The organism is Pseudomonas sp. PDM17 (genome assembly GCF_014851985.1).
Lineage (GTDB): Bacteria > Pseudomonadota > Gammaproteobacteria > Pseudomonadales > Pseudomonadaceae > Pseudomonas.
In genome coordinates, this window is sequence record NZ_JACVAT010000011.1 from 92,874 (window position 1) to 109,652 (window position 16,779).

Annotated in this window: 12 protein-coding genes; 1 reads left to right on the plus strand and 11 read right to left on the minus strand. The window is 67.0% G+C overall.

Annotation, left to right across the window (positions count from 1 at the left end):
- Nucleotides 1-29: 29 nt before the first annotated feature.
- The 4 genes from IB256_RS28950 to IB256_RS28965 are packed head-to-tail and all read right to left on the minus strand — an operon-like array spanning nucleotide 30 to nucleotide 6,084.
- Nucleotides 30-1,214 (minus strand): hybrid sensor histidine kinase/response regulator, encoded by a 1,185-nt coding sequence (locus IB256_RS28950; protein ID WP_192404856.1) that lies wholly within the window; start codon nucleotides 1,212-1,214, stop codon nucleotides 30-32.
- Entirely contained in the window at nucleotides 1,204-1,791 is a 588-nt protein-coding gene (locus IB256_RS28955; RefSeq protein ID WP_192296048.1) for a chemotaxis protein CheB, read from the minus strand. The genes IB256_RS28950 and IB256_RS28955 overlap by 11 nt, the downstream gene beginning before the upstream one ends.
- Nucleotides 1,788-2,606 carry a CheR family methyltransferase gene (locus IB256_RS28960; RefSeq protein ID WP_192296049.1) on the minus strand — a complete coding sequence of 273 codons (819 nt, stop codon included), beginning with the start codon at nucleotides 2,604-2,606 and terminating at the stop codon, nucleotides 1,788-1,790. The genes IB256_RS28955 and IB256_RS28960 overlap by 4 nt, the downstream gene beginning before the upstream one ends.
- A gap of 1 nt (nucleotide 2,607) precedes the next feature.
- The gene (locus IB256_RS28965; protein WP_192404857.1) at nucleotides 2,608-6,084 is read right to left on the minus strand and encodes a response regulator; all 3,477 of its coding nucleotides are present in this window, start codon (nucleotides 6,082-6,084) and stop codon (nucleotides 2,608-2,610) included.
- Between the two features lie 291 nt (nucleotides 6,085-6,375).
- On the opposite strand from IB256_RS28965, the gene IB256_RS28970 reads away from it, so the two are divergent.
- Entirely contained in the window at nucleotides 6,376-8,901 is a 2,526-nt protein-coding gene (locus IB256_RS28970; protein ID WP_192296051.1) for a PAS domain-containing sensor histidine kinase, read from the plus strand.
- Nucleotides 8,902-8,907: 6 nt separating this feature from the next.
- On the opposite strand, the gene IB256_RS28975 is transcribed toward IB256_RS28970, so the two are convergent.
- The 7 genes from IB256_RS28975 to pqqB form a co-directional block, all read right to left on the minus strand.
- A complete protein-coding gene (locus IB256_RS28975; protein ID WP_192296052.1) occupies nucleotides 8,908-10,602 on the minus strand; it encodes a NahK/ErcS family hybrid sensor histidine kinase/response regulator in 1,695 nt (564 codons plus the stop codon).
- Nucleotides 10,586-11,749, minus strand: coding sequence for an alcohol dehydrogenase-like regulatory protein ErcA (gene ercA, locus IB256_RS28980; protein ID WP_192296053.1), 1,164 nt, complete (start codon nucleotides 11,747-11,749; stop codon nucleotides 10,586-10,588). Before ercA ends, IB256_RS28975 begins: the two co-directional genes overlap by 17 nt.
- A 109-nt stretch (nucleotides 11,750-11,858) precedes the next feature.
- Nucleotides 11,859-13,652, minus strand: coding sequence for an alpha/beta hydrolase family protein (locus IB256_RS28985; RefSeq protein WP_192404858.1), 1,794 nt, complete (start codon nucleotides 13,650-13,652; stop codon nucleotides 11,859-11,861).
- Nucleotides 13,653-13,654: 2 nt separating this feature from the next.
- Nucleotides 13,655-14,803, minus strand: a complete 1,149-nt coding sequence (gene pqqE / locus IB256_RS28990; RefSeq protein ID WP_192296055.1) for a pyrroloquinoline quinone biosynthesis protein PqqE — start codon at nucleotides 14,801-14,803, stop codon at nucleotides 13,655-13,657.
- Nucleotides 14,775-15,053 (minus strand): pyrroloquinoline quinone biosynthesis peptide chaperone PqqD, encoded by a 279-nt coding sequence (gene pqqD / locus IB256_RS28995; protein WP_024762490.1) that lies wholly within the window; start codon nucleotides 15,051-15,053, stop codon nucleotides 14,775-14,777. Before pqqD ends, pqqE begins: the two co-directional genes overlap by 29 nt.
- Entirely contained in the window at nucleotides 15,053-15,802 is a 750-nt protein-coding gene (gene pqqC / locus IB256_RS29000; RefSeq protein ID WP_192296056.1) for a pyrroloquinoline-quinone synthase PqqC, read from the minus strand. The genes pqqD and pqqC overlap by 1 nt, the downstream gene beginning before the upstream one ends.
- A 28-nt stretch (nucleotides 15,803-15,830) precedes the next feature.
- Entirely contained in the window at nucleotides 15,831-16,745 is a 915-nt protein-coding gene (gene pqqB, locus IB256_RS29005) for a pyrroloquinoline quinone biosynthesis protein PqqB (protein WP_192296057.1), read from the minus strand.
- Nucleotides 16,746-16,779 lie beyond the last annotated feature (34 nt).

A 16,779-nucleotide genomic window follows, 5' to 3' on the forward strand; every position in this document is an offset into this window, starting at 1 on the left:
ACCTCACTTCGGGCGCCGCCAGACGGCACTCAGTCCTGCGGCAGGAAGACGCTGAACGCCGCGCCGAACCCCGGCTCGCTGCGCAACTCGATGCGGCCGCCGTGAGCCTGGACGATCTGCTCGGAGATGAACAGCCCCAAACCCAGGCCGGCGACACGGGCCCCGCCGGCGCCACGTTCGAATTGCTGGAAGATGCGCCGCTGCTCGTCGGCGCTGATGCCGTCGCCATGGTCGCGCACGCAGAGTTGCGCGCGGCCATCCGCCACCGCGACGGTCACTTCCACCGGCTGGCCGGGCCCATAGCGCAGGGCGTTGCTGACCAGGTTGCTGATTACCTGCTCCAGGCGGTAGGCGTCCCACACGCCTTCCACCACTTCAGGCGTCTCCAGGCTCAGTTCGCAACCGGCCGCCTGCGCCTGCACCGCGAAGTTGCCCAGCACGCGGCGGGCGATATCGGCGAGGTTCGCCGGCTCCGGGCGGATCGACAGCTTGCCGGTGCGGATACGCGAGACATCGAGCATGTCCTCGATCAGCCGGTTCAACCCGGTGAGCTGGCGCTCGTCGCGCTCGAAGAGCACCCCCAGACGGTCCTGCGCGAAGTGCTCCAGCTTGCCCTTGGACAGGTAAAGACGGCGCAACTGGGTATCCAGCATCAGACCGTTGAGCGGCGTGCGCAGCTCGTGGGAGACGATGGACATGAAGTCGTCGCGCATCTTCACCGCACGCTGCAGCTCCACCTGGGTCTCGCGCAGCTCGGCAAGCAACGCGTCCTGCTCGCTGCGCGCCTGCTCCAGCGCCTCCAGTTGCCGCGCGAGCACCTTGCGCTGGCGGTAGAGGTCGACGAAGACGTTCACCTTGCTGCGCACCGCGTGGTTGTCCAGCGGCTTGTAGAGGAAGTCCACCGCGCCGCTCTCGTAGCCCTTGAAGGCGTAGTTCAGCTCGCGCCCGGCGGCGGTGACGAAGACGATGGGGATATTCTTGGTGCGCTCGGTGCCGCGCATCAGCTCGGCCAGGGCGAAGCCGTCCATGCCGGGCATCTGCACGTCGAGCAGCGCCAGGGCGAATTCGTGCTCCAGCAGCAGCGACAGCGCCTCATCCGCCGAGGAGGCCTTGAACACCTCGCGCCCCTCGCCCTTGATCAACGCCTCCAGTGCCAGCAGGTTCTCCGGCAGGTCGTCGACGATCAGCAGTTTGCTTCCCTGGTTACGCAGCATGTCGGGTGCCCATTCGGGTCAGTAGCGCGTGAATTTCACGCAGCCGAAGTATGTGGTCCGGGGCGTGCAGTGCAATGGCCGCCTCCGGCATGGTGGACACGGCGGCTTCGGCCGGGTCCTGGACGATGCTCAGCCCGCCTTCGCGGTGGATATGCGCCAGCCCTTCGGCGCCGTCCTGGTTGGCCCCGGTCAGCAGGATGCCGGCGAGATTCTCCCGGTAGGCGTCCGCCGCCGAGTCGAAAAGGATGTCGATGGACGGCCGGGAGAAATTCCGCGGTGCCTCGCGACTCAACGCAAAACTGCGCTCCCGCTCGATGGACAGGTGATACCCGGCCGCGGCGAAGTACAGCGTGCCCGCCTCCACCGGCGCCTTGTCACGGGCCTCCTCCACGGGGATCGCCAGGCGCCGGGCGAACAGGTCCACCAACTGGCTCTCGTGGTTTTCCGGCAGGTGCAGCACCACCACCATGGGCAAAGCGAAGCCAGCCGGCAACCCGCCGAACAGCTGGAACAGCGCATCCACGCCGCCTGCGGAGGCGCCGATGACCACGGCCTGGATGCTGCGTTGCGCGTTCATCGCTTGCGGAACACCCGTTCACGGCGATTCACCACCTCGAATTCCCCGGCGAAGTCGGTGAAGTCCAGGCTTTCCTTGCTGCCCAGGCCGAGGAAGCCCCGGTGGCACAGCGATTCATGGAACAGGCCGATGGCACGGTTCTGCAGCTGGCGGTTGAAGTAGATGAGCACGTTGCGGCAGGAGACCAGGTGCGTCTCGGAGAACACACTGTCGGTGGCCAGGCTGTGATCGGCGAAGGTCACGTTGGCGCGCAGCATCTTGTCGAACAATGCCCCGTCATAGGCCGCCGTGTAGTAGTCCGAGAGCGAACCCTTGCCGCCGGCGGCGCGGTAGTTCTCGCTGGCCTGGGCCAGGTCCTCTACCGCATAGATGCCGCGACGCGCCTGCTCCAGCGAGCGCGGGTTGATGTCGGTCGCGTAGATCAGTGTGCGCTCGAGCAGGCCTTCCTCGTGCAGCAGGATGGCCAGCGAATGCACCTCTTCGCCGGTGCTGCAGCCGGCCACCCACAGGCGCAGCGACGGATAGGTACGCAGCACCGGCACCACTTCCTGGCGCAGCGCGAGGAAGTAGCTGGGGTCGCGGAACAGCTCGCTCACCGAGATGGTCAGGTACTGCAGCAGCTCATGGAAGGCATGCGGGTCGTGCAGGATGCGCTCCTGCAGGGCCGAGATGCTGCGGCACTCGAACAGCTTGGTAGCGTGCAGCACACGGCGCTTGAGCGAGGTGCCGGAGTAGTCGCGGAAGTCGTAGCTGTACTTCAGGTAGATCGCCTCGATCAGGAGGCGCAGCTCGATGTCCTGGCTGCGATCAGGCATGTCAGATGCGCTCCAGCTTGGGTAGCCATACCCGGATCAGGGAGAACAGGCGGTCGAGGTCGATGGGCTTGGCCAGGTAGTCGTTGGCGCCGGCGCGCAGGCACAGCTCGTGGTCGTCCTTCATCGCCTTGGCGGTGACCGCGAGGATCGGCAGCTTCTTCCAGCGCGCGTCCTGGCGGATCAGGCGGGTCGCCTCGTAGCCATCCATCTCCGGCATCATCACGTCCATCAGCACCAGGTCGATGTCGCCGACCTCGCCGAGCTTCTCCAGGGCTTCGCGGCCGTTGCGCGCCACTTCCACGCGGGCGCCCTTGTGCTCCAGGGCACTGGTCAGGGCGAAAATATTGCGCACGTCGTCGTCCACCAGCAGGATGCGCCGTTCCTCGAAGGCCCGGTCGCGGTTGCGCGAGGTGCGCAGCATGCGCTGGCGTTCGCTGGAGAGCTGCGACTCGACCTTGTGCAGGAACAGTGTCACCTCATCCAGCAGGCGCTCCGGCGAGCGCGCGCCCTTGATAATGATCGAGCGCGAATACTTGAGCAGCTCGGCTTCCTCGTCACGGGTCAGGTTGCGCCCGGTGTAGACGATCACCGGCGGGAACGAGCAGATGTCCTCCTCGCCCATGCGCCGCAGCAGTTCATTGCCCTGCATGTCCGGCAGCTTGAGGTCGATGATCATGCAGTCGTAGATGTTGCGCCGCAGCAGCTCCAGGGCCTGTTCGCCCTGCTCCACGGCGGTGATCTCGATGTCGTCGTCGCCGATCAGCCGCGAGACGCTGTCGCGCTGTAGCGGGTCGTCCTCGACCAGCAGGATGCGCTTGACCTCCTGGGTCAGCTTGGCCTCCAGCTTGGCGAACACCTCGCGCAGCTGCTCGCGGGTGGTGGGTTTCAAGGCATAGCCGATGGCGCCCAGGTGCAGGGCCGCTTCGCTGCGATCCTCCACGGAGACCACGTGAACCGGCACATGGCGGGTGCGCGGGTTGGCCTTCAGGCGTTGCAGCACGGCGAGGCCGGATTCGTCGGGCAGGTGCATGTCCAGCAGGATGGCGTCCGGGCCGTGCTCGTCGGCCAGGCGCAGGCCTTCTTCGGCGCCCATGGCCACCAGGCAGCGGTAACCCAGCTCGCGAGCCAGGTCATAGAGGATGCGGGCGAACTTCGGCTCGTCTTCCACCACCAGCACGCAGCGCTGGCCGACGTTGACCTGCTCACGGTCGTCGTCGAACGCTGCGGCGGCCGGCGCACGCACCACCGGCGGCGCATTGGGGGTCGGGGCAACTGCGACAATCGGCGCAGGCGCGCTGACCACCTCGTCTTCGGCCGGCGCCTGGTAATTCAGCGGCAACAACAGGCTGAACACGCTGCCCTTGCCCGGCTCGCTGCTGACGATGATGCTGCCGCCCAGAAGGTGCGCCAGGTCGCGGGAAATCGACAAGCCAAGGCCAGTGCCGCCGTAGCGGCGGTTGGTGGCGCCATCGGCCTGCTGGAAGGCTTCGAAGATGCGCGCGAGCTGGTCCTCGGCGATACCGATGCCGCTGTCACGCACATCGAAGCGCAGCCCCTCGGGCGCGGCGCTCACACGCAGAGCAACTTCGCCGCTGTCGGTGAACTTGAAGGCGTTGGACAGCAGGTTCTTGAGGATCTGCTCCACCCGCTGGCGGTCGCTGAACAGCAGCGCCGGGGCGTCCTCCGCCACTTCGGCAACGAAGCGCAGGCCCTTGTTGTCGGCCTGCGGCCGGAACAGCCCTTCCAGCGCTTCCACCAGGCGACGCACGCTGGCGTTCTCCGGGCGCACTTCCAGCTTGCCGGCCTCGACCTTGGAGATGTCGAGGATGTCGTTGATCAGGTTGAGCAGGTCGTTGCCGGCGCCGTAGATCGACTCGGCGAACTTCACCTGCTCATCGTCCAGGTTGCCCTGTTCGTTGTCCGCCAGCAGGCGCGCAAGAATCAGCGAGCTGTTGAGCGGCGTGCGCAGCTCGTGGGACATGTTGGCGAGGAACTCGGACTTGTAGCGGCTGGCCCGCTGCAGCTCGTCGGCGCGGCCCTGAAGGTCCAGGCGGGCCTGGTTCAGCTCGGTGTTCTTGCCGTCGAGATCGTCGCGCTGGGCGGCCAGTTCCTGGGCCTGCTCGGCGAGGCGCTCGTTGGTCTGCTCCAGTTCCGCCTGCTGGGCCTCGAGGTGCGCCTGGGACTCCTTGAGCACCCGCGACTGCTCCTCCAGTTCCTCGTTGGCGGTCTTCAGCTCTTCCTGTTGCACCTGCAGCTCTTCGTTGAGCTGCTGGGTTTCCGCCAGCAGGTCCTGCAGGCGCTGGCGATGCTGCGCCGAGGCGATGGCACTGCCGAGGCTTTCGCCGACATTCTGCAGGAAGGCCTGGTCACGCTCTTCCAACTGGCGCAGGAAGCCCAGCTCCAGCACGCCGACCACACCACCGTCGTTGAGCAGCGGCAGCAGCGCCACGCTCACCGGCTGGCCGTTGCCCAACGCCGAGTTGACCTTCAGGTAGTCCGGCGGCAAGCCCTCCACCACGCGCAGCTTGCGCTGGCGCGCGGCCTGGGCGATCAGGCTTTCGTCCGGGGCAAAGTAGTCCTCACCCAGGGCGCCGGTGGCGAAACCATAGGTACCGGAAAGACGCAGGCCGCCGCGATCATCACGCACATACAGCGCGCCCACCGGGGAGGCGACGAACTCGCCGAGGAAGTCCATCAGGCTGCGCCCCAGGGTCGGCAGCGACTGCTGGCCGATCAACTGTTCTCCCAGGCGGCTCTGGCCATCGCGCAGCCAGGCCTGGCGGGCCAGGTGTTCGTTATGCGCCACCTGGCGGCGCAGAGATTCGGAGTAGGACTCGGACAGGCTGACCAACTGTCGGCGACCGAAATACGCCAGCAGGGTGCCGACCACGATACTGAACACCAGGTAGAGGACGACCACGCCCGTGGAGAGGTTGGAGGCGAACTGGTTGCGGTCGTGGCGCAGCTGCTGCTCGGTATTGATCAGTGAGGCGTACTGGGCGCGGATCGCATCCATCATGCTCTTGCCGCGCCCCGCCTTTATGGCGTCGGAGGTGTCCTGGCCCTGGCGGCGCTGCTCGATCATCTGCTGGGCGAAGGTCATCCATTCGTCCTGCATCGATGTCAGGCGGCCCACGCGCTCGACCTGCGGCGGGTTGTCCGCCACGAGCTCCGAGAGGCTCTTCAGGCCGGAATTGATGCGAGGCCGCGCCTGCTCCAGGGGTTCCAGGAAGCCCGGATCGCCAGTGATCAGGAAGCCGCGCAGCCCGCTTTCCTGGTCGACGCTCAGGCGCTGCATCTCGTTGGCGCTGGAGATCACCCGGTCGGTGTGCTCGACCCAGCCCAGCACGTCGAGCATGTAGAGGATCAGGCCGATGAACAGCACCGCGCCCAGCAGGCAGATGCCCAGCGGCAGCGCCATGTTGCGCGCGAGTATGCGGCGGAAGGCGCTTTCGTCGGCGATGGCTTTCTGGTTCATCTGCGGGTTCCCTGATGGCCTATCTTCCCTGGATGCATCCCGCCGGCATGGCGGAGATTGCGACAGATGCCAGGTAAGTATTTGAAGTTATTGTAAGAACGTTCTTAAAACTGGAGAAATAATAACGCTAAGCGTTGTAGGCTACATACCAGCTGGCGAATTGACAGCCACTCCTGCGGGACGTTCGAACTTTTTGCGGAATAAGCCTGGAGAAAAGTGGAATTATCTCCCGGTGCGCCTTTCCAACGTCCGACAAGGAACAGAAGATCAATCGGTCGCAGGGTTTGCTCGATGCCAAGCTCCCCGGGGGAAACCCCTATTTCACCAGTGCAGGGCCAGGGCGACTTCCTCAACAGCAGTAGCGCCATGGCACCGCTGATCCGCCAGTACGACTGGGCGACCACGCCGCTCGGCCCGATGGACCAATGGCCGGCCACGCTCAAGGGCATCCTCGAAGTCGGCCTGAACTCGCGCCTGCCGGTGTGCATCTACTGGGGTCCGGAGTTCATCCTGCTGTACAACGACGCCTGGAGCGCAATCCCCGGCGACAAGCATCCCGCCTGCCTGGGCCAGCCCGCGCACGTCGCCTGGTCGGACATCTGGTCGATCCTCGACCCCATGTACAACGGCATCCTGCAGACCGGCGTGGCCGCCCACGAGGAAGACCGCCTGCTGCCCATGGTGCGTTTCGGCTACGTCGAGGAAGCCTACTTCACCTATAACGTCAGCCCGATCTTCGGCCAGGACGGCAAGCCTATCGGCCTGTTCAATACCGCCGTGGAGACCACCGGCAACGTCATCGAGCAACGCCGCCAGCGCCTGCTGACGCGTTTGGCGGAGCGCCTCGGGCAGGCCGACGACAGCGCACAGATCTGCGCCCTGGCTTTCGCCCTGCTTGCCGAAGCCAGCCACGATGTGCCTTTCTGCCTGCTCTACCATGCCGGCACCCTGCTCGGCGCCTGCGGCACCGACACCAACGATCACTTCGCCCCCGCGCAACTGACGCTGGACGACGACCCTCTGCACCTGTTCGGCGGCATCAAGGAAGCCCACCAGTCCCCCCTGGGCAGCCAGCACATGCGCGCCTTCGCGCCCTGGCCGGAAGTGCTCGACAGCACCTACGCCACCCCACTGGATGGCCACGCCGACAGCCTGGCGGTATTCGGCATCAGCCCGCGGCGGCGCCTGGACGAGAACTACGCGACCTTCTTCAACGAACTGGCCGCCCTGCTCGGCCATGCCCTGTCCGCCGCCAGCCAGCGTACGGAAGAGCGCAGGCTGAAGGTCGCCGTACAGGAAGAAGCCCGCCAGCGCACCCGCGAGCGCGACCGCGTGTGGACGGTGAGCCAGGACCTGCTCTGCGTGCTCGATCACCAGGGCGTGCTGCTCAACGTCAACCCGGCCTGGGGCAGCCTGCTGGGCTGGAGCGAGGAGCAGCTCACCGGCCGCAACAGCGAAGAGCTGGTACACCCTGACGACCTCGCGCCGAGCATCGCCATCCGTTCCACCCTCGCCCGTGGTGAGCGCCTGCAGCACTTCGAGAACCGCCTGCGCCACGCCGATGGCAGCTATCGCTGGATTTCCTGGCACGCCACCGAGGAAAACGGCGTCATCTATGGTTGCGGCCGCGACATCACCGAACAGAAGCGTGGCGCGCTACTGCTGGAGCAGGCGCAGACCGCCCTGCTCAACGCCCAGCGCATGGAGGCTGTCGGCCAGCTCACCGGTGGCATCGCCCATGACTTCAACAACCTGCTGGCGAGCATTCGCTTCAGCCTCGACCTGATCACCCGCCGCGCGCCAGCCAACACCCAGCCGGAGCTCAGCCACATCCTCCATGCCGCCACCCAGGCCACCGAGCGCGCCGCCGAGCTGACCCACAACCTGCTGGCTTTTGCCCGTCGTCAGGCGCTGGCCATGCACCCGGTGAACCTCGGCCAGCAACTGCGCAACTGGCACGACGAACTGGTCGAACGCGCCGGCCCGGACGTCACACTGGCGCTCACCCTGGATGACACGCAGAGCGTCCTGACCGATCGCGACCAGTTGCACAAGGCCATGCTCCACCTGGTGGAGAACGCCCGCGACGCCATGCCCGGCGGTGGCAGCCTGGAGATCAGCCTGCGGCGCCAGGAGATCGTCAGCGGCGAGCATGACCTGCCGGCCGGTGACTACCTCGCCCTCTCCCTGCAGGACAGCGGCCAGGGCATGAGCCAGGCGACCCTGACCCACGTCTTCGACCCCTTCTTCACCACCAAGGGCATCGGCCCCAACAGCGGGTTGGGCCTGTCGATGGTCTACGGCTTCATCAAACAATCCGGCGGGCACATCCGCCTGCGCAGCGAGCCCGGCCAGGGCACCTGCGTCACACTCTATTTCCCGAGAGGCACCTCAGTGGTCAGCATTCCCGACGCCCCTACGCCCCCCAATGAACCGGCCAACGAGCAGCTGTGCGTCCTGGTCGTCGAGGACAACGACCTGGTGCGCATGCTCACCGTGGAAGTGCTGGAGGAGATTGGCTACCAGGTGCTGCAGGCCGAGGACGCCGAAGAGGCGCTGTCGATCCTGCAGGGAGATACCACCATCCACCTGCTGCTCACCGATGTCGGCCTGCCGGGCATGAACGGCGAGGAACTGGCAGTGGCCGCGCGCGAGGCGCGGCCGGAGCTGCCGATCCTGTTCGCCACCGGCTACGCCGAGATCGTGCATATCGATGGCAGCGAACTGGCCACGCGCATGTCGATGATCGCCAAGCCCTTCTCCATCGACGCTCTCCGTGACAAGGTCAACGGCATGCTCCGGCGCAAGGACGGCTGAAGGGCTTCAATGAGTTAGCAGCACGCTCAGTGTCGCGCGCAGCTTGCCCGGCTTCACCGGCTTGTTCAGCAGCGGCATCCCCAGCCGCTGCAACGCACGACGGCAATCATCGCTGCGGTCGGCGGTGATCATCAGCGCCGGCAGCTCGCAGCGGAAATACTCGCGCAGCCCACGCACCGCCTCGCAGCCGGTGCGGCCATGGTCAAGGTGGTAGTCGGCCAGGATCACCTCCGGCGCCTTGCCATCCAGCGCCTGCAGCGCTTCCTCGTAGCTGGTCGCTACCAGTACCTCGCAGCCCCACTGTCCGAGCAGCGCCGCCATGCTGGCGAGGATCGCCTCTTCGTTGTCGATCACCAGCAGGCGCCGGCCCGGCAGCGGGTCGCCGGTCACCGGGCGCGGGCCGCTCTCCACCAGCCCCGGTTGCGGCAGATCGCGCACCAGCGGCACTTCGAGGGAGAACACCGACCCACGCCCCGGCACCGAGCGCACCTGCACCCGGCAACCGAGGATACCGGCGATGCGGTCGACGATCGCCAGGCCCAGCCCGACACCGCGGCGGTTGGCCGTGCGCCCGGCGTCGAGCTGGTTGAATTCAAGGAAGATGGCTTGCAGCTGGTCCGCCGGAATCCCCCGTCCGGTGTCCCAGACTTCCAGCCTGACGCTATCCCCGCGCCGGCGCGCGGCGAGCATCACGCTGCCGCGCTCGGTGTAGCGGCAGGCGTTGCTGAGGAAGTTGCGCAGGATGCGCGACAGCAGACGATGATCGGTGCGCACCGCCAGCGCGGGAATCCGTGAGCGCAGGCGCAGCCCGGCGGCGCGCGCCACTTCGTCGAACTCCGAGACCAGCGGGCCGAGCAGTTCGTCCAGCGGATAGACATCCAGGTCCGGGCGGATCGTACTCTGGTCCAGGCGGGCGATTTCCAGCAGGTCGGTGAGCAGGTCCTCGGCGCCTTCCAGCGCCTGGTGCGTGCGCTCCACCAGCACCTGTTCGGCGTTCGGCAACTTGCGTTCGCGCAGGGTGGAAACCAGCAGGCGCGCGGCATTCAGCGGTTGCAGCAGGTCGTGGCTGGCGGCGGCCAGGTACTTGTCCTTGCTGTTGTTGGCGGCCTCGGCGGCGTCGCGAGCCTCGCGCAGTTGCTGGTTCAGCCCCTCCAGCTCGCGGGTGCGCTCGGCGACGCGTTGCTCCAGCTCTTCGTTCAGGCTCTGCAGGCGCTGCTGGGCCTGGACGCGCTCGGTGATGTCGGCGACGAAGCCTTCCACCAGGCCTTCTTCATCCGGCTTTATCAGCAGGTTCATCAGGACGATCACATGGCTGCCATCGCGGCGGCGCAGGCGCGTCTCGTAGCCGAACAGGCCGTCCCGCTCGCGCAGCAGCGCGCGGATGCGGCGCATCTCCGCCTCGCCGCCGACGAACAGCTGGCTGGCCATGTCCTGCAGGTTCCACAGCACCTGCTGCGGGTCGTCATAGCCGAGCATCCGCGCCAGCGCCGGGTTGGCGGCGCGCAAGCCCTGGCTCAGGCTGGCCTGGAAGATGCCGTGGACGGCGTGTTCGAACAGCCATTTGTAGCGGTTGCGCTCCGCTTCCAGCTCGTCCAGCCGCGCCACCAGCTCGGGGTAGTGGCTCTTGCGCGCGGAATGGCTGCCCAGGCCCAGCAGCCCGGCCAGGGCCTGTTGCTGCTGCTCGTCAGAGGGCCTCGCCATACACCACCTCGACATCGCGCAGGCTGGACTCGCGAGGGTTGGTGAGGATGCACGGATCCTGCATCGCGTGGCGCGAGAGGAAGGGAATGTCGGAGCTGCCCACGCCATGCAGGCCAAGGCTTTCGTGGAAACCCACGGCGTTCTTCAGGGCGATCAGGTGCTCCACCAGGCGCTGGCGGATCTGCGCATGGTTCAGGCCACGGCAGTCGATGCCGAAGGTCTCGGCAATCACCTTGAAGCGCTCGGGCGCGGCGCTGTAGTTGAAGGCCACCACGTGCTCCACCAGCACGGCATTGCACAACCCGTGCGGCAGGTCGAGGTAGCCGCCCAGGCTGTGGGACATGGCGTGCACCGCGCCAAGGATCGCGTTGGAGAACGCCAGCCCCGCCTGCATGCTGCCCAGCATGATCTTCTCGCGCAGGGCGATGTCCGCCGGGTTGGCGATCATCTGCACCAGGTTGCCGTTGATCAGCCGCATGGCTTCCAGCGCGTGGGGGTCGGTGAGCGGGCCGTGGCCGGTCGAAACGAATGCCTCGATGGCGTGCACCAGCGCATCGATGCCGGTGCAGGCGGAGAGGAACGGGTCCATGGTCAGGGTGGTTTCCGGGTCGATCAGCGACACATCGGGCACCACCGCCTTGCTGACGATGGAGAACTTCATCCGCTCGTCCTGGTTGGAGATGATCACGAACTGCGAGACGTCCGCCGAGGTACCGGCGGTGGTGGGGATCAGGATCAGCGGCGGGCTGGGCACGCGCAGGGTGTCCACGCCCTCGAACTCGAGGATGTTGCGGCCGTGGGCGACGACGATGCCGATGCCCTTGGCGCAGTCCATCGGGCTGCCGCCGCCGACCGCGACTATCACGTTGCAGCCTTCGCTGCGGTAGACGTCGGCGCCGCGCATGACTTCTTCCACGCGCGGGTTGGGCGACACCTCGGTGTAACGGCAGAAAAGAATGTTCTGGGCGGCCAGGCTGGCCTCGATATCGGAGACCCAGCCGGCGGCGACTACACCGGGGTCCGACACGACCAGCACCTTGCGGGCGCCGAAGGTTTTCACGTAATTGGCGACATTGTGCCGGCATCCGGCACCGAAAATGATCTCTGGCGAGACGAACTTGCGCAGCTGGCTGAGCTCGTGGGACATCGGGGGCTCTGTCGTTATTGTTATGGGATATTTCCGGCAGCCTACTGCATCCGTCAGGTATTGCAATGCGACCTTGGCAGACGGTTCTGACAGTCGGTTCTGACGGATATCAGTCCGCCAGAAGCACCTGATAGAAACGCCATTCGGCCTCCAGCGCGTGGGCCAGGTTGGCGGCCTGGCGGAAGCCATGGCGCTCCCCGGCGTAGCGGTGCACTTCCACCGGCACGCCGCGCTGGCGCAGGCTGTCGACCATGGCGTCGGTCTGCGCCGGCACCACCACCGCATCCAACTCTCCCTGGAAGAAGATCATCGGCGCGTGGATATGATCCGCCTGCAGCACCGGCGTGCGTTCGCGGTAGCGCTCGGCGTCCTGTTGCGGGTCGCCGATCAGCCAGTCCAGGTAGTCCGCCTCGAACTTGTGGGTGACCCGCGCCAGCGCCTGCGGATCGCTGACGCCATAGAGGCTGGCGCCGCCGCGCAAGCCCGGCAGCCGTGCCAGCGCCATCAGCGCGCTGTAGCCGCCGGCACTGGCGCCCCGCACGAACACCCGCTGGCGGTCGATGCGCCCGGCCTTGGCAAGGAAGTCCAGCGCCGCGCCGATGTCCTCCACTTCCACCTGTCCCCAGCCCAGGTGCAGGCGTTCGCGATAGGCACGACCATAGCCGCTGCTGCCGCGGTAGTTGATGTCGGCGACGGCGAAGCCACGGCGCGTCCAGAACTGGATGCGCCCGTCGAATACCGGGTAGCTGGCCGACGTCGGCCCGCCATGCAGGAACACCACCAGCGGCGGCGCAGGGTCGCCCGCGCGGGGCGGATAGAAGAACCCATGCCCGCACTCGTCCCCGCCCACCGGGTAGCGGAAGGCCTCGCCACGAGACAGCTCGCCCTCGGGCAGCGGCTTCTCGCCACCGGCCAGCACCTGGGTCGAGCCATCCACCCGGCGGATCGCCAGCAGCGTCGGCAGTCGATCCGGCGCGGCGGCGATGCAATAGAAATGGCGTTCATCCGCCGCCAGCGCGCGAAAACGGCTGTACTCCGGTGCGAGCCGGTGCTGCCTGCCACGCTCGTCGTACACCACCAGCAGGCCGCAGCCATCCACGTAATGGGTTGCCAGCAGCTTGCCGCCCGCCAGCGGCAGGAAGGTACGCCCACCCAGTTGCCACGGCGCGCCGGCGTGGTCGGCCGCCACGCAAGGCAAGGTGCCGTGGCCTTCGTGGCAGGGCTGCCAGTAGCCGTCGCCATCGCTCAGCCAATGCAGGCGACCGTCCTCGGCGAAACGTGGCTGCTGGATGGACTCATGGCGGGTCTGTCCGGCCAGGCAGCGCTGCTCACCCGCGAAGGACTCGCATAGCCGCGTGCGCGTCCAGGGTTGGTGCGGGCGATCCCATTCCACCCAGGCGGTGCGTTCGGCACTGCCGTCCGCCACCGGGGACGCATAGAAGTCCGCGCCCGACGCGATCACTCGGCGCCGGCCATCCGCGTCGAGGCGGACTATGCGGTGAGTCACACCGCCGCTGCCGTTCTCCTCCTCCACGGCGAGTATCGCGTTCCACGCCGGCACGTAGTGCAGGTCGCCGTAACGGCAATCATCGCGGTGGGTGAGCGGCCTGGGCACGCCGCCCAATCGCAGCCAGTGAACCTGCTGGTCGCCCTCTTCCACCCAGGCCACGCCGTCGGCGGTGGCGCAGCAGGAGCCGCCACCGTATTCGTAGACGCGGCTGCGCACCGAAGCTCCGGGCGGCGTCAGCTCGACGCTCTGCCCATCACGACGGAGGAACAACCGGCAGCGCGCGCTGGCAGGATCGAAGGCGGCCCACAGCAGCCCGCCGTGGGCCACGTGCAGCTCGGCAAAGTCCCCGGCGGCGGCTACCGCGCGTTCGGCGCTCCAGTCGCTGTGCTGCATCCTCAGGCCTTGCAGATCAGTTGCGAGGCCCGCTCATTGCGCAGGGTCAGCGCGCTGAGCGGAGCGGCCGCGGTTTCCGCCTCGCGACGGGCGTCAAGGATGATGCCGTGGTGGGCCGACTTGGCGCACACCGGGTCGGTTGCCTCGGCATCGCCGGTGAGCATGAAGGCCTGGCAGCGGCAGCCACCGAAATCCCGCTCCTTCTCGTCGCAGGAGCGGCACGGCTCGGGCATCCACGAGTCGCCGCGGAAGCGGTTGAAGCCGAAGGACTCGTACCAGATGTGCTGCAGGCTGTGCTCGCGCACGTTGGGGAACTTCACCGGAAGTTGTCGCGCACTGTGGCACGGCAGCGCGGTGCCGTCCGGGGTGACGTCGAGGAACACGCTGCCCCAGCCGCCCATGCAGGCCTTGGGGCGTTCCTCGTAGTAATCGGGCACCACGAAGATCAGCTTGCATGGGTTGCCCTCGGCGGCCAGGCGCTCGCGGTATTCGGCGGTGATGCGCTCGGCGCGCTGCAGCTGCTCGCGGGTCGGCAGCAGGCCGGCACGGTTCAGCTCGGCCCAGCCATAGAACTGGCAGGTGGCGAGTTCGACGAAGTCCGCCTCCAGCTCGATGCACAGCTCGATGATGCGGTCGATGCTGTCGATGTTGTGCCGGTGGGTGACGAAGTTCAGCACCATCGGGTAGCCGTGGGCCTTCACCGCGCGGGCCATGGCGAGCTTCTGGGCGAAGGCCTTGCGCGAGCCGGCGAGCAAGTTGTTCACCTCCTCGTCGGCGGCCTGGAAGCTGATCTGGATATGGTCGAGACCGGCGTCGGCGAACTCCTTCAGGCGCTTCTCGTTGAGGCCGATGCCGGAGGTGATCAGGTTGGTGTAGAAGCCCAGCCCGCGCGCCGCCGCGATCAGTTCGGCAAGATCCTGGCGCACCAGCGGCTCGCCACCGGAGAAGCCCAGCTGCGCCGCGCCCATCTCGCGGGCCTGGCGGAACACTTCGATCCATTGCTGGGTGGAAAGCTCCTCGCTGCCCCTGGCGAAGTCCAGCGGGTTGGAGCAGTACGGGCACTGCAGCGGGCAGCGGTAGGTCAGCTCGGCCAGCAGCCAGAGTGGCGGGCCTACCGGCGCTTCAGCGCAGCTCGATCCAGAATTGCGCATGGGCCACCTCGAGGAATGCCAGGATGTCTTCGTCGATGCCCGGCACGCCGGGGAAATCGGCACGCAGACCATCGATGATGCCGGCGACGTCGGCTTGCCCGTCGACCCGGCCGAGAATCGCCCCGGCACTGTCGTTGAGCTTCACCATCCCCTCGGGATAGAGCAGCACATGGCAGCCCTGGGCCGGTTCGAATTGCAGGCGGAAGCCCCGGCGCAGCGCCGGGATGCTGTCCAGCGAAGGCAGACTCATCACAGCAACCCCCTGTGCCATACGCGCTCGCTCGTCACCGTGTGGTACGGCGGCCGCTCCAGTTCATAGGCCATGCTCATCGCGTCGAGCATGCTCCAGAGCACGTCGAGCTTGAATTGCAGGATTTCCAGCATGCGCTCCTGGGCCTCGCGGGTGCGGTAGTGCTCCAGGGTGATGCGCAGGCCGTGCTCGACATCGCGGCGCGCCTGGGACAGACGCTTGCGGAAGTAGTCGTAGCCGGTGGCGTCGATCCACGGGTAGTGCTGCGGCCAGCTGTCCAGGCGCGACTGGTGGATCTGCGGAGCGAACAGCTCGGTCAGAGAACTGCTGGCGGCTTCCTGCCAGCTGGCGCGGCGGGCGAAGTTGACGTAGGCGTCCACGGCGAAACGCACGCCGGGCAGCACCAGCTCCTGGGACAGCACCTGTTCACGGTCCAGCCCGACGGATTCGGCCAGGCGCAGCCAGGCTTCGATGCCGCCCTCCTCGCCGGGTGCGCCGTCATGGTCGAGGATGCGCTGCAGCCATTCGCGGCGTACGTCGCGGTCCGGGCAGTTGGCGAGGATCGCTGCATCCTTGAGCGGGATGTTCACCTGGTAGTAGAAGCGGTTGGCCACCCAGCCCTGGATCTGCTCGCGGGTGGCGCGGCCCTCGTACATGGCCACATGGTACGGGTGGAAGATGTGGTAGCAGGCGCCCTTGGCGCGCAGTGCCTGCTCGAACTCGGCGGGGCTCATGGCTTCGCGGGTCATCGCGACGCTCCTTCTGGGAAAAGAGCCATTAAAGGAAAATCCCCATGCCATCGAACGCCACCTCGATACCACGCGCGTCCAGTTCGGCGCGTTCAGGCGAGGCGATGTCGAGGATGGGATTGGTGTTGTTGATGTGAATGAGCACCTTGCGCGGCCCGTCGATGCCGTCGAGCACCTCGATCATGCCGCCGGGACCGCTCTGCGCCAGGTGGCCCATCTCGCTGCCGAGCTTGTCGCCGACCTCGCAGACACGCATTTCGTCGTCGCGCCAGAGCGTGCCGTCCACCAGCAGGCAGTCGGCGCGGCGCATCCAGGCCAGCAGCTCGTTGTCCACCTGGCCCAGGCCCGGTGCGTAGAACAGCTTGCCGCCGGTGGACAGGTCTTCGATGAACAGGCCGATGTTGTCGCCCGGATGCGGGTTGCCCCGGTGCGGCGAATACGGCGGCGCACTGCTGCGCAGGGCGATGGCGGTGAGGCGCAGGCCCGGGCAGGCCGGGATGCTGAAGGGCTCGGCATCCAGCGCGATGAGCCGGTGCTTCAACCCGCCATTCCAGTGCGACAGCATGGGGAACAGCGGGAAGCCGGTGGACAGGTCCTGGTGGACCATTTCCGTGCACCAGACCTCGTGCGGGCAGCCCTCGCGCAGGCTCAGCAGACCGGTAGTGTGGTCGATCTGGCTATCCAGCAGGACGATGGCGGCAATCGCCGAATCCCGCAGGCGCCGGGCCGGCTGCAGCGCCGGAAAGGACGCCAGCTGGGCGCGGATGTCGGGTGAGGCGTTGCAGAGAATCCAGTTGGCGCCGTCGTCGGACAGCGCGATGGACGATTGGGTGCGTGGCTGCGCGATCACGCTGCCGTCGCGGACGCCACGACAGTTGCGGCAATTGCAGTTCCACTGGGGAAAGCCGCCACCGGCGGCCGACCCGAGAATTCGGATGTGCATGACAGTGCCCCGTGGGCAGGGGCCCCGGCGGACC

Coding starts and splice junctions, on each gene's coding strand:
- IB256_RS28950 (WP_192404856.1), bottom strand. CDS start 1,214: ATGCTGCGTAACCAGGGAAGCAAACTGCTGATCGTCGACGACCTGCCG.
- IB256_RS28955 (WP_192296048.1), bottom strand. CDS start 1,791: ATGAACGCGCAACGCAGCATCCAGGCCGTGGTCATCGGCGCCTCCGCA.
- IB256_RS28960 (WP_192296049.1), bottom strand. CDS start 2,606: ATGCCTGATCGCAGCCAGGACATCGAGCTGCGCCTCCTGATCGAGGCG.
- IB256_RS28965 (WP_192404857.1), bottom strand. CDS start 6,084: ATGAACCAGAAAGCCATCGCCGACGAAAGCGCCTTCCGCCGCATACTC.
- IB256_RS28970 (WP_192296051.1), top strand. CDS start 6,376: ATGCCAAGCTCCCCGGGGGAAACCCCTATTTCACCAGTGCAGGGCCAG.
- IB256_RS28975 (WP_192296052.1), bottom strand. CDS start 10,602: ATGGCGAGGCCCTCTGACGAGCAGCAGCAACAGGCCCTGGCCGGGCTG.
- ercA (WP_192296053.1), bottom strand. CDS start 11,749: ATGTCCCACGAGCTCAGCCAGCTGCGCAAGTTCGTCTCGCCAGAGATC.
- IB256_RS28985 (WP_192404858.1), bottom strand. CDS start 13,652: ATGCAGCACAGCGACTGGAGCGCCGAACGCGCGGTAGCCGCCGCCGGG.
- pqqE (WP_192296055.1), bottom strand. CDS start 14,803: ATGCGCAATTCTGGATCGAGCTGCGCTGAAGCGCCGGTAGGCCCGCCA.
- pqqD (WP_024762490.1), bottom strand. CDS start 15,053: ATGAGTCTGCCTTCGCTGGACAGCATCCCGGCGCTGCGCCGGGGCTTC.
- pqqC (WP_192296056.1), bottom strand. CDS start 15,802: ATGACCCGCGAAGCCATGAGCCCCGCCGAGTTCGAGCAGGCACTGCGC.
- pqqB (WP_192296057.1), bottom strand. CDS start 16,745: ATGCACATCCGAATTCTCGGGTCGGCCGCCGGTGGCGGCTTTCCCCAG.